Source organism: Morganella morganii H1r (genome assembly GCF_000633515.1).
GTDB classification, from domain to species: domain Bacteria; phylum Pseudomonadota; class Gammaproteobacteria; order Enterobacterales; family Enterobacteriaceae; genus Morganella; species Morganella morganii_B.
In genome coordinates, this window is record NZ_AYMP01000017.1 from 45575 (window position 1) to 58576 (window position 13002).

At 53.3% G+C, this 13002-nt stretch carries 13 protein-coding genes; 7 read left to right on the forward strand and 6 right to left on the reverse strand.

Annotated features, from left to right (window positions below):
- Positions 1–246: 246 nt before the first annotated feature.
- The 6 genes from U868_RS0110920 (at position 247) to U868_RS0110945 (ending at position 7027) form a co-directional block, all read left to right on the forward strand.
- Complete coding sequence (locus U868_RS0110920) at positions 247–1404, forward strand: double-cubane-cluster-containing anaerobic reductase (RefSeq protein WP_025153325.1); 1158 nt, start codon at positions 247–249, stop codon at positions 1402–1404.
- Between the two features lie 9 nt (positions 1405–1413).
- The gene (locus U868_RS0110925; protein WP_025153326.1) at positions 1414–2217 is read left to right on the forward strand and encodes an acyl-CoA dehydratase activase; all 804 of its coding nucleotides are present in this window, start codon (positions 1414–1416) and stop codon (positions 2215–2217) included.
- Complete coding sequence (locus U868_RS0110930; protein ID WP_025153327.1) at positions 2214–2456, forward strand: putative Se/S carrier-like protein; 243 nt, start codon at positions 2214–2216, stop codon at positions 2454–2456. Before U868_RS0110925 ends, U868_RS0110930 begins: the two co-directional genes overlap by 4 nt.
- Positions 2457–2573: 117 nt before the next feature.
- A complete protein-coding gene (gene nifJ / locus U868_RS0110935; RefSeq protein WP_025153328.1) occupies positions 2574–6128 on the forward strand; it encodes a pyruvate:ferredoxin (flavodoxin) oxidoreductase in 3555 nt (1184 codons plus the stop codon).
- A 5-nt stretch (positions 6129–6133) separates the two neighbouring features.
- Positions 6134–6589, forward strand: a complete 456-nt coding sequence (locus U868_RS0110940) for a GNAT family N-acetyltransferase (RefSeq protein WP_240182711.1) — start codon at positions 6134–6136, stop codon at positions 6587–6589.
- A gap of 147 nt (positions 6590–6736) precedes the next feature.
- A complete protein-coding gene (locus U868_RS0110945) occupies positions 6737–7027 on the forward strand; it encodes a DUF5339 domain-containing protein (protein ID WP_025153330.1) in 291 nt (96 codons plus the stop codon).
- A 49-nt stretch (positions 7028–7076) separates the two neighbouring features.
- Here the strand turns inward: U868_RS0110945 and U868_RS0110950 are convergent, their stop codons facing one another.
- Complete coding sequence (locus U868_RS0110950) at positions 7077–7739, reverse strand: HAD family hydrolase (RefSeq protein ID WP_025153331.1); 663 nt, start codon at positions 7737–7739, stop codon at positions 7077–7079.
- A gap of 257 nt (positions 7740–7996) precedes the next feature.
- On the opposite strand from U868_RS0110950, the gene U868_RS0110955 reads away from it, so the two are divergent.
- Entirely contained in the window at positions 7997–8734 is a 738-nt protein-coding gene (locus U868_RS0110955) for a phosphatase (RefSeq protein ID WP_025153332.1), read from the forward strand.
- Between the two features lie 32 nt (positions 8735–8766).
- Here U868_RS0110955 and U868_RS0110960 read toward each other — a convergent pair whose 3' ends face one another.
- The 5 genes from U868_RS0110960 to U868_RS0110985 form a co-directional block, all read right to left on the reverse strand.
- Positions 8767–9546, reverse strand: a complete 780-nt coding sequence (locus U868_RS0110960; RefSeq protein ID WP_025153333.1) for a creatininase family protein — start codon at positions 9544–9546, stop codon at positions 8767–8769.
- Positions 9546–10952 carry a purine-cytosine permease family protein gene (locus U868_RS0110965; RefSeq protein WP_025153334.1) on the reverse strand — a complete coding sequence of 469 codons (1407 nt, stop codon included), beginning with the start codon at positions 10950–10952 and terminating at the stop codon, positions 9546–9548. Before U868_RS0110965 ends, U868_RS0110960 begins: the two co-directional genes overlap by 1 nt.
- 249 nt (positions 10953–11201) lie before the next feature.
- Positions 11202–12014 (reverse strand): DUF2145 domain-containing protein, encoded by an 813-nt coding sequence (locus tag U868_RS0110975; RefSeq protein ID WP_025153335.1) that lies wholly within the window; start codon positions 12012–12014, stop codon positions 11202–11204.
- A 1-nt stretch (position 12015) separates the two neighbouring features.
- Positions 12016–12456, reverse strand: coding sequence for an STM0539 family protein (locus U868_RS0110980; RefSeq protein WP_025153336.1), 441 nt, complete (start codon positions 12454–12456; stop codon positions 12016–12018).
- 15 nt (positions 12457–12471) lie between these two features.
- The gene (locus tag U868_RS0110985) at positions 12472–12981 is read right to left on the reverse strand and encodes a DUF2569 domain-containing protein (protein ID WP_025153337.1); all 510 of its coding nucleotides are present in this window, start codon (positions 12979–12981) and stop codon (positions 12472–12474) included.
- Between the last annotated feature and the right edge of the window lie 21 nt (positions 12982–13002).

Consider the following 13002-nt stretch of genomic DNA (forward strand, 5'->3'; position numbering starts at 1 on the left):
TATCCTCCGTCAGCAGCCGGCTGTTATAAACAGCACGCCTGAGTCAGGTTTATGATTACCCTGAAGCTTACTGACTGACAACACAAGGTGCCAGATAATTCCGTTGCCGGGCGTTGTGATTTAAGATCACGTTAATTTAGTTCCGTCAGGGATATTCACCCTGAATATGATTTACCTCAATTATCCTTATTATTAATAGGTCTACTCTGGCGCCACACTTTAATAATGATAATGGTAGGTCTACTTATGTCATTAGTCACAGAACTTCCGTCGATCTTTTCTGATTTCTCTGATGCCCGCCAACAGGGTTTTCTCACTGTCATGGAACTGAAAGAGCAGGGTATCCCGCTGGTGGGAACCTATTGCACTTTTATGCCGCAGGAAATTGCCATGGCCGCCGGTGCCGCGGTTGTCTCTCTCTGTTCAACCAGTGATGAAACCATTGAAGAATCAGAAAAAACCTTACCCCGCAACTTATGTCCGCTGATCAAAAGCAGCTACGGATTCGGTAAAACCGATAAATGCCCCTATTTCTATTTTTCTGATATCGTCGTCGGTGAAACCACCTGTGACGGCAAAAAGAAAATGTATGAATATATGGCGGAATTTAAACCTGTCCATGTGATGCAACTGCCGAATAACAGTGAAAGTGCGGAATCTGTCGCGCTCTGGCGCTCGGAAATCATCCGTTTTCAGAAACGGCTGGAAGCGCAGTTCGGCTGTGAAATTACGGAACAGGGGATCCGCGATGCTATCGATCTGCGCAACCGCGAACGCCGTGCATTAACTGAATTTTACCGCCTCGGGCAGCTCAATCCGCCTGCGATGACCGGCCGTGAGATTCTCAGTGTGGTCTATGGCGCCACCTTCAAATTTGATAAACGCGCTCTGATCGGTGAGCTGGAAACGCTGACCGCCAAAGTGCGTGCGGAATATGCCGCCGGTAAACGGCTGGATCCGCGCCCGCGCATTCTGATCACCGGCTGCCCGATTGGCGGGGCGGCGGAAAAAGTGGTGCGGATTATCGAAGAGAACGGCGGCTGGGTGGTTGGTTATGAAAACTGCACTGGCGCGAAAGCCACCGAGCAGTGTGTGGATGAAAATCCGCAGACCGATGTTTATGATGCCCTGACCGAAAAATACCTTGCTATCGGTTGTTCCTGTATTTCACCGAATACACAACGTCTGAATATGCTCAGTGAGATGGTGCAGGACTATCAGGTGGACGGGGTGATTGATGTGATCCTCCAGGCCTGTCATACCTATGCGGTGGAATCGCTGCTGATAAACCGGCATATCCGTGAAAAACACGATATTCCGTATATGGCGATTGAGACAGATTATTCCACCTCTGACACCGGTCAGCTTGCGACCCGCATTGCCGCCTTTATTGAGATGTTATAAGGAGGCGTCATGCTGAGTATCGGTATTGACTCGGGCTCGACCGCCACCAAAGGGATTTTGTTCAGTGATGAAAACGGCGGCGTGATCCTGCGCCGCTTCCTGATCCCGACCCCGTTCCGGCCGCAGTCAGCGATTCTGGAAGCCTGGGAAACCCTCTGCGGCGAATGCGACACCAGGCCGTATCTGACCCTCACCGGCTATGGCCGCAAGCTGGCGGACTTTGCGGACAAACAGGTCACGGAAATCTCCTGTCACGGGATCGGGGCACGCTGGCTGCATCCGCAGACCCGCACGGTCATTGATATCGGCGGCCAGGACAGTAAGGTGATCCGGCTTGATGAGCAGGGGCATCTCACGGATTTTCTGATGAACGACAAATGTGCCGCCGGAACCGGACGTTTTCTGGATGTGATCAGCCGGACACTCGGCACCGATATCACGGCGGTGGATGACACCATCCGCGGGATTGAGCCGCATGTTATCTCCAGCATGTGTACGGTCTTTGCCGAATCGGAAGTGATCAGTCTGCGATCTGCCGGGGTGGAACCGGAGTCGATTCTGTCGGGAATTGTCAATTCTATGGCGCAACGTACCGGCGGGTTTGCCAGGCGGCTGAGTATCGTGCCGTCAGTGCTGTTCAGCGGCGGGGTCAGCCGCAGTCAGGCGTTCTGTGAGCGTCTTTCACAGCACCTGGGGGCGGAGGTGATCACGCATCCGGACGGGCAGTTTGCCGGTGCCATCGGTGCTGCCATTTACGGCATCCGTCAGTTACAGAAACAGGCAGCCGTGACCTCCGGGGATCTATGTTCATGAATGACTATCTGATTTTATTTGAAAATATGCTCGGTGTGGTGGCGATGCGCAAGCATCTCACGGCGGCCGGGCAGCCTTTCACCGTGACGGACATCCCGCCGTCACTGGGCAAAGCCTGTGGTCTGGGGATCCGCCTCAGTATCAGTGATGATTCACTCCCTGCACTGCGTTCCCGTCCACAGGTCACGGAAATTTACCGCTGTGAAACAGCGGAATATGTACTGACGGCGGCGGAGTAAACTGTTCTTACAGACAGATAACAAACCACAATCACGATAATCCGGCATTTTTTATTCTGTTATGTTGTAAAAATAATAAAAATGAAGGGTCTTATTGTGAGCAACGAAATACATAGCATGATCACCACTGATGCCAATCAGGCGGTGGCGCGGATGGCGTATCAGCTGAATGAAGTGATCGCCATCTATCCTATTACCCCGAGTTCCACCATGGCCGAATATGCCGACCACTGGTCCGTGACCGGGGAACCCAATTTGTGGGGCGATGTCCCGCGCATGATGGAAATGCAGTCGGAGGGCGGAGCCATTGCCACCGTTCACGGCGCACTTCAGACCGGTGCACTGTCGACCACTTTCACGTCCTCCCAGGGATTGCTGCTGATGATCCCGTCCCTGTATAAAATTGCCGGACAGCTGATCCCGTTTGTTCTGCATGTGGCGGCGCGGACGGTTGCGACTCACGCGCTCTCTATTTTCGGTGATCACTCGGATGTGATGGCGGTACGCCAGACCGGCTGTGCACTGCTGTGCGCCAACAGCGTCCAGCAGGCTCAGGACTTTGCGGTGATTTCACAGATAGCCACGCTGAACAGCCGCGTGCCGTTTATTCATTTCTTTGATGGTTTCCGGACCTCTCATGAGATGAACAAAATTATTGCGGTCAGCCGTGCGGAGCTGAGCAAACTGATCCCGGCAGAGGCGATCCGCGCTCACCGCGACAGAGCACTATCGCCGGAACACCCGGTAATACGCGGCACGTCGGCCAATCCGGATACCTATTTCCAGGCCCGCGAAGCGACTAACACGTGGTATGACGCGGTTTATCAGCATGTGACGGATGCAATGGCCGCATTTGGTGAGGTGACAGGCCGTTATTATCAGCCGTTTACGTATTACGGACACCCGCAGGCAGAGCGCCTGATTATCCTGATGGGATCTGCCGCCGGTCCGGCGGAGGAAGTGGCGGACAAACTGATTGCGCAGGGCGAAAAAGTCGGCGTGCTGGAAGTGCACCTCTACCGGCCGTTCTCCGCACTGCATTTCCTCGATGCCATTCCGGACAGTGTGCAGCACATTGCCGTGCTCGACCGGACCAAGGAAGCGGGTGCCCAGGCAGAGCCGCTCTATCTGGATGTGATGACCGCTTTTGCCGAAGCATATCAGAACGGGGAACGGGCGCAGCTGCCGCGCATTATCGGCGGACGCTACGGGCTGTCATCCAAAGAGTTTGATCCGGATTGTGTGATGGCGATTTTCCGTGAACTGACACTAACCTCGCCGAAACGCCGCTTTACAGCCGGTATTATTGATGATGTCACCGGGCTGTCCCTGGCACCGGTTCCGGCGGAATTGCCGGTCACACACCGCCTCAGTGCGCTGTTTTACGGGCTGGGCAGTGACGGCACGGTTTCAGCCGCCAAAAATGCCATTCAGATCCTCGGCAGTCACACAGATAACTATGCGCAGGGCTTTTTTGTCTATGACTCGAAAAAGGCGGGCGGCCTTACCGTTTCTCATCTGCGCATCAGCGAACAGCCGATCCGCGCTACTTATCTGATCCGGCAGGCGGATTTTATTGCCTGCCATCAGTGGCAGTTCCTCGACAAATATGAAATGGCGGAGAAACTGGCACCGGGCGGGATTTTTCTGCTCAACAGCCCGTATCCGGCGGATGAGGTCTGGCACCATATCCCGCAGGATGTTCAGGCAATCCTGGCGGAGAAACAGGCGCAGCTGTATGTTATCAATGCCTACCGTATTGCCCGTGAATGCCGCCTCGGTGCGCGGATTAATACCGTTATGCAGATGGCGTTTTTCCATCTGACCGCTCTGTTACCGGCGGCGGAAATTCAGTCATATTTACAGCAGGCAATCATCCGCAGCTACAGCAAAAAAGGGGAAAGTGTGGTTCAGGATAACCTGATGGCGATAGCCCGCACCCCGGAAGCCCTGCACCGCGTGCCATTACAGCCCGTGGATATGAGCAGTCTGCCGCGTCCGCCGGTTGTGCCGGATAACGCACCGGAATTTGTCAAAACCGTCACTGCGATGATGCTGGCCGGGCGCGGTGATGCACTGCCGGTATCGGCATTCCCGCCGGATGGCACCTGGCCTTCCGGTACCACCCGCTGGGAAAAACGCAATATCGCGGAGATGATCCCCATCTGGAAACCGTCTCTCTGTACCCAGTGCAACTACTGTGTTGCGGCTTGTCCGCATGCGGCTATCCGCGCCAAAGTGGCCGATCCCGCAGATTTCAGCGGCGCACCGGATACATTGCAGCGTCTGCCGGTCAAATCCCGCGATATGAAAGGGATGGATTATGTCCTTCAGGTCGCACCGGAGGACTGCACCGGCTGTAATCTCTGTTATGAGGTCTGCCCGGCGAAAGACCGGGAGGATCCGTCCATCCGTGCCATTAATATGCAGCCGCGGCTGGCACATCTGGCAGAGGAAAAAGCTGACTTTGATTTCTTCCTGCAACTGCCGGACACCCCGGCATCGCGGCTTGAGCGCATTGATATCCGGACATCACAACTTATCACGCCGTTGTTTGAATTCTCCGGCGCCTGTGCCGGCTGCGGTGAAACACCGTATATCAAACTGCTGACCCAGTTGTACGGCGAACAGCTGCTGATCGCCAATGCCACCGGCTGCTCGTCTATTTACGGTGGCAACCTGCCGACCACGCCGTACACCACCAATAAAGAGGGACGCGGTCCTGCCTGGGCCAACTCGCTGTTTGAGGATAATGCCGAGTTCGGGCTGGGATTCCGTCTGACGGCTGACCAGCATAAAAAACGGGTGAAACGTCTGCTGATGACCTTTGCGGCACAATTGCCGGATGAGTTACAGCAGCGGCTGACGGATGAAACACTATCTGCGGATGAAAAACGTGATGCTATCACGGAACTGCGGACACTGCTGGCGGATAACCCGGATCCGCGTGCCCGTGAGCTGTCTGAGGATGCGCATTACCTTCTGCCCAAATCCGTCTGGCTGATCGGCGGTGACGGCTGGGCTTATGATATCGGCTTCGGCGGACTCGACCACGTACTGAGCAGCGGTGAGAATGTCAATGTGCTGGTGCTCGATACCCAGTGTTACTCCAACACCGGCGGCCAGCAATCAAAAGCCACACCGATGGGGGCAGTCACCAAATTCGGCGAGGAAGGTAAAGGTAAATCCCGCAAGGATCTGGGCGTGTCCATGATGATGTACGGCAATATATATGTGGCACAGATAGCCATCGGCGCGCAGATGAACCAGACCGTGAAGGCGATTCAGGAAGCGGAATCCTATCCCGGCCCGTCCCTGATTATTGCCTACAGCCCGTGTGAAGAGCATGGTTATGACCTGGCATTCAGTTACGACCAGATGAAAGCGCTGACAGCCAGCGGGTTCTGGCCGCTGTACCGGTTTGATCCGCGCCGTGAGGGCACCGGCAAAGCACCGCTGGTACTGGATTCCCGTCCGCCGTCACAATCCCCGGCGGAGGTGATGCATCAGGAGCAGCGTTTTAACCGCCTCAGCAGCAGTGATCCGGCGAGAGCCGCTGTTCTGGCAGAAGAAGCGGAACAACGGACGGTAAAACAGTATGCACTGCTGGAACTGTTAGCTTCACAGAAACCGGAACCGGCCGGAGCCGGTATTGTTCAGGAGGATGCCTGAACGTCATGATGATAAATGACCGGAGCGCCGGGGAAATATCCCCGGCAACGGAACAGGATCTCGCAGCGTTAATTGTCCTTGATACCGTTGCGGCACAGGAGCCGCAACGGTGTGAGGCGATCCGCCGCTGGATTGAGCAAAAAATTTGTTTTGTGCTGCGGCGTGAAGGAAAAACAGCCGGTTACGGCGTACTGCATTATCACTTTTTCGGCTGCGGATTTATTGAGTTACTGATGGTGGATCCGGCACTGCGCGGGCAGGGGGTCGGCAGTGCATTGCTGGTGGCATTACAGCAGCAGTGCCGGACAGAAAAACTGTTTACCTCCGTGAATACCTCAAATACCGGTATGCAGGCGTTGCTGCTGCGTCAGGGCTTTGTACTCAGCGGGCAGGTGGATAATCTGGATGACGGTGATCCGGAACTGTTTTATTTCCGCAGACTGAATTGTAAAAACGATTAACAATATTAATTATTAATCATATTGAAACTATTTTCCCGGATATATTTTCTGCTTCCGGGAGAGGGGGATTAAGAGCAAACTGATAGCGGAGTAAAATATTAACGATTACATTACAGGCTCAATAACAATGCATTAAAGGGATATTTAATGAAAAAGTTAATTTTAGCTGCCGGGTTGTTATCACTTTCTTCCGTTGCATTTTCTGCTCAGTTATCTGCCACCTGTGAAGATTACTTTAAACAGGTTGATGGATATATGGAATTGCTGGCCAAAAATGATGCAATGAAAGGTCAGGTTGATACCATGAAGCAGCAGTATGCTGATTCCAAAAAACAGTTTACGGAATTACCTGCCGATGCACAGGATGCAGCCTGTAAGCAGGGTATTGAGGCGTTAGCGCAGGCTAAAGCCATGATGGAACAGCAAATGCCGAAATAACGGTCGCTGTGATTATTGACGGGCTGTATGATACAGCCCGTTTTTGTTTTCAGCGGGATGAAAACTGTTTGCGGCGTTTTTCATATTTCGCCGGATTACGGTGAAAATGGCGCCAGTGAGGTTCGCCTGCGGCATAGAGCAGCTCATAATCCCCCCGTGAATCACCCCAGGCACGCATATGGTATGCGGATAAATCGCCGTAAACCTGTTGCAGCCGGGCAATTTTCTGGCCGCAGCGGCAGTTGTTGCCGTTGATTTTCCCGGTCAGAATGCCGTCTTTCTCTTCCAGCTGAGTGCCGATAAGTTTGATCCCCAGCCGCTCCGTAAACGGCTTCAGCACCAGCTCCGGGGATGCGGAACAGAGTGTGACTTCCGCACCTGATGCAATTTCCGCTGCCACTGCGTGCAGACCTTCCGGGCGCATCATCTTATGCCAGTAACGTGCGCAGAATTCCTGCGCTTTTTTCTCCACCCAGCGGGCATCGGTACCGGTCAGAAAGGTGGTGATCAGCACTTCTTTCAGTTCGTCGCGGGTCAGTTTGCGTGAAAAGCAGCGCAGTGTCGGCAGAACCAGACGCAGCATCCGCAGGGAAAAAACACGTTTACCGAAGGCAAAACGCAGGAAAGGAACAAAACTGTCACGGCGGGTCAGCGTGCCGTCAAAATCAAAAACGGATAACACCGGTTTTTCTGACGGGGTGGATGCGTGCATAAAGAGGTATACTCCGGTTAAATAGGTGATCGTGCAGAGTTTAGCATTTTTTCCGGCAAAAGGAGATATCTGCCCGGCTTGTCCCGCTGAAGACCATCCGGAACTGCCCGCGCGGATTGAACATCTGTTGCAGAACGGAAAAAGTGGATGATAACCCTGACACCCGCCAGTGTGTTAATTCGTGCGCCGGGTTGAAGACCCGTTTCAGAATCTGATAGGGTCAAGAGGTGCTTAACCGCAGAAAGGAGAGCAGAGTGATATATCCGGTTGATTTACATGCCCATACGGTTGCCAGTACCCATGCTTACAGTACCGTCCGTGAATATTTCACCGAAGCGGCGGAGAAAGGAATAACCCTGTTTGCGATCACCGACCACGGGCCGGACATGGCGGACAGCCCGCATCAGTGGCATTTTTCCAATATGCCGGTTCTGCCGCGCATGATTAACGGTGCCGGACTGCTGTACGGTATTGAGGCCAATATTAAAAATCAGGCCGGAGAAACGGACTGCACAGATAAAATGGCACAGCAGCTGGATATTATTCTCGCCGGTTTTCACGAACCGGTGTTGCAGCCGCAGGGACAGGCCGCCAATACCGAAGCCATGATCGCCACTATCCGCAGCGGAAAAGTGCAGATTATCACCCATCCCGGAAACCCGAAATACCCGCTGGATATTCAGGCGGTGGTGCAGGCGGCAAAGGAGTGCAATGTGGCGCTGGAGATGAATAACTCCTCATTCCTGCATTCACGGGCGGGCAGTGAGAAAAACTGTCGTGCGATTGCCGAAGCGGTGCGTGATCACGGCGGCTGGATCTCGCTGGGCTCAGATTCGCATTATGCCGGTTATCTGGGTAATTTTGAGCGGGTGGTGACCATGCTGCGGGAGATTGAGTTTCCTGAAACGCGCATCCTGAATGTGACACCGCGCCGGGTACTGGATTTTCTGGAATCACACGGACGGCCGCCAATCCCTGAATTTGCCGGACTCTGAAAAATGCCCCGCATTGCGGGGCTTTTTACTGTTTACCTGGCGCGTAAATCATAATTCCAGTTGGTTTTTTCCAGCGCTTCAATACTTTCCACCACCAGGTCAGTCAGGGCATCCAGCATTTTTTCGCCTTTCTCAATGCTGGCGTAAGTCGGATCGCCGGTGGCACCGGTCACTGAAACCTCGGTGATATCCCACATAATCTGCACATTATCACCGTGGCGGATGCTGTCTTCCGGCATCTGACGCACGGCTTTGCTCAGGTCGCACAGATCCGGACACACCGCAGCGGTAATGGAGGATTCCCCCTCACCGCCATGTCCCAGACCGCTCCACTCACGGAAGAAATTCTCCCCGAGACGGCCGCCGAGTACGGACCACCAGGCCGGCAGGAATGCAAAGACCACATCTTTATGACGCGCTTTGACATTTCGCTGCGCGATATCCAGCGACGGAATATTCCCATCGTGACCATTGAAGACAAAAATGTGTTTGATGCCGTACTGAATCAGGCTCTCAAACATGTCTTCCGCAATCGCAATGACGGTTTCAAAGCGGATGTTAATCGCCATCGGTGTGCCGTTATAGTGTGCGGAAGTACCGAACGGCACGCCCGGTACCACAATCGTGCGGGAAAGGCGCTGCGCCGCCCGGCGGGCAACGGCTTCCGGCACAAACAGATCCGGACCGAGCGGCAGATGCGGGCCGTGGCTCTCGCAACTGCCGAAAATGGTAATAGCACTGTCAATTTCGCCCTTATCGAACCGGTTTTTCAGTTCTTCAGTCGTAAATTCATTCAGGTAAACTTTTTTCATTATGATCTCCCTGTGGCCGGTGAGGTGGCTTTTGCCGCCAGCAGCGGATGCAATATCAGATAAATAATAACGGTAATAACTAATGCCAGCAGGCCGGTCGGCCAGTCAGACAGAATGTTGTTCAGTGCCATCACCAGACCGGAAGCCATGCCGGCCAGCGCACTGATCACCCCGGCATAATTGTATTTCGGCTGACTGTTAATCTGCGTGATGTCGTAGCGGCATTTGCGGGTGATGTAGTAATCCGCCAGCAGCGGCCCGGCCAGCGGTGGCGCCATAATGCCGAGATAGTTAATAAAATCAGCAAAGAAGATCTGGTAAAAACCGATAGCGCCCAGCACGGTGCCGATAATCCCGGTGGTCAGGATCAGCACGTTTTTATTGACCTTTATCCCGGCGGAATCCAGTACCGGCCCGGTATAGAGCGAGTTACAGTAGAGTTCCGCGTCATTGGTGGTCCACAGTGACAGTGTCCAGGTGATCACCCCGATCAGCGCCAGCAGGAAGCTTTTCTCGATCATCCAGGTAATGTAGTTCGGCATCCCGACTGTCATGGTGCCGATATAACCGACCACATTGAGCAGCGGGTTGGTGAAAATAAAACAGGCCGCCGATCCCCAGAATACCGCAGAAATACTCTTATTAAAGCGGAACAGATCCACACCCATCACCGCCCCGGCAATCCAGCTGCCGACGACCATGGTGATCGCGGTTGAGAGCATCAGTCCTTCATTACGGTTGGAATTCTCAATAAAGACCGATAACCCGCCGCCTTCCTGCAACATGGCATAACCGGTGATCACAGCAATAATCATAATAACCGGTGATACCGGAATGGCGATAATTTCCAGCCCTTTCATGCCATGCAGTGAGGTGTAGGTAAACAGCAGGCCGGCGACGACACAGGAAAGAAAGACTTCCAGGGTGATCGGCACACCGCTGTAGCCGTGCTCCGCCGGGTTAAAGACGATGATCCCGCTGGGATTGCCCAGGAACGTGCCCCAGATATCCCCGACCATGCCGGTGATCGCCGCAAACCAGCCGAGGGTCAGCAGTCCCATCGCAATCATCGGCAGGTTCGCACCGAAACGGCCATAGGAAAAACGGCTGATCAGTGCCAGGCTCAGCCCGGTGCGCTGCGCCATAATGCCGAGCAGTGAGGTGAGAATAAACAACAATCCCATCCCGATGGCGATAGCCAGCAGCGCCATCGGAAATGACATTCCCGGCCCGCCGTTGGCCCCGGCCAGTGCGCCGCCGATAAATAACCCGGTTGCCACATACCCGAAGCCTATCCAGACCAGTACCTGTTTCCAGGTCTCGCGGCGGTGTGTCATCGGTATGGGCGTAAACATAAAATCATGGTCATGCGCCGGAGGCGCGGATGACGTCTCGTGTTTGCTCATGGTGTTTCCCCTGTCTTGCGTGGTGTTGGCAGTTGCCATGCTCTTGTTATGATTTATTATTAGCCCGGTAAAGTTATTGTTTGCAACTAAATTAATGAAAATAAAAGGAAAAGAAAATTTAATATAACGGGCAGGTTGGCGGTAAAAGCGGGACGGGAAATCACATAAACGGGAAGGGGAACAAAAAAGCGACGAAAAATGCTGCCATCAGAAATAATGGCAGCAGGATATAAAATAACCGGGTGGTCATTATTCCGGCAGCGGCACCATACAGACGGCACTGCCGAAGCTGCCGTGACTGCACTCAACCCGGAATTTGCCGTAACGGCTGAGAAACCCGAGCAGGCTGTCGCCGGAGTTAAAGGTCACAATCCCGGTGACCGGCTGCCCGTCAGTGGACATATGCGGCATCAGGCTGTCTGCCAGTGCCCGTTTAACCAGCCCGGCCTCGGCTGAGGAGCCGATATAGAATTCTGATTTCAGCCAGTTTACCCCGGCAGAAACGGAATTCACACCCGGAGAGCGGGCTGCGGCAAATACCATCAGTACCCAGCCGTTGGAGTTCTGGCTGTCGGTCGCAAACGGATGTGCCACCATGTTGTAAGCCGGATTGTGCAGGGCTTTGCGCAGCTCCGGATCACGCAGCACTTTCAGCAGCTGAGACTGTAAGGCCGGCGGGAAGTGCAGGGTGGCAACGGTATTTCCCGCCAGTTCATCATCAATAAACTGATAAAGCCCCTGGATCCACAATTCAGACTGCGCAGTGCCGCAGGTGTTGAGATTGTGATACACCCGCCAGGTGCCGTTTCTTTCCCGCACGGCATAACCGGCATGGGAAAAGCTCAGCCCGTAGTCACTCAGCGCCTGACCCTGACGGACCAGCAGGACGACCCGGTCGCCCTGTTTCTCCAGCCAGTCATTCAGTACTTTGGCCTGTGCGGTGCGCTGTGCGGCTTCCTGCGGGGTGGGCGGGGATTTATCCGCACAGTTCTGACTGCTGCTGTATGCAAGGCCGGACGCAGTAAGCAGGGCAGCCGCAAAAACGGATTTCAGCAGTCGCATATTATGGCATCTTCTCCTGATGGGTTAATTCACGATCATCCTTGTTCACCATATGAGTGATAATTTTCCCGTCCTTTTTCAGGTACGCACCGGGGCCTTTTTCCGCCGGTTCCATTGCCAGTTTATCACCCGGGGTCACCGGTATTTTCTCCAGTTTTTCAGTGGCGACCAGCAGCACAACATCTTCATTTTTATCGGTTTTGCCGGTGATAGTGGTGACTTTTTCTTTTTTATTGTTTTCCACTGACTCCACACTCAGTTGTGCAGGCAAAATAACCGGCGATAAAATGGCAGCACTTATCATCACAGAGCTGTAGGCACTGAGCACACTACTGACTGCCGCTGTCGATAAATAAGGATTATCCGGCAGTTTATCTGCATTGGCAGGCAGTGTGACCAGTGTGGCGGCACATAATATTGCCGGAAAAATAAACTTATTCATGCTGTTTCCCTTAAATTAATGAACAAACGTTCTTTTTACCCGTTCAGACACCAGGAAATACGAAACCCAGATGATAGCGTAAATGACCAATCTTATCAGCGGATAATAAAGCGTGAAGTCCACATTAACATCCGGCAGATTAACCAGCACTATTTCCTGAATGGCTTCCGAGGCGATAGCAAAAAGAATAAAGGCAATAAACAGCTTCGGCAGATAACGGGAGAGCCTGAAGAAATAATACAGCGTTGTCAGTATCAGCAGCATGGTCAGTATGGTAAAAGCAATATTAATATACATGACCTGCAGTATGCGGTCAGGAATAAACCCCGCATTTTGCTGATATAAATCATACCACTCACTCAGCGAGTAACCACCGGCACCCAGTGACAGAAAAAGCGTAATTAACGGCAGCCACAGCCAGCCGCCGATCCGTGATATCTGTTTTTCCGCGCACTCATCACAATATTCCGCGTATTGCGGTATCTCTTTTTCCCCGCACTGAATACAGACCCATTTATGTTCCATACATTATTTTCCGTTTTCGTC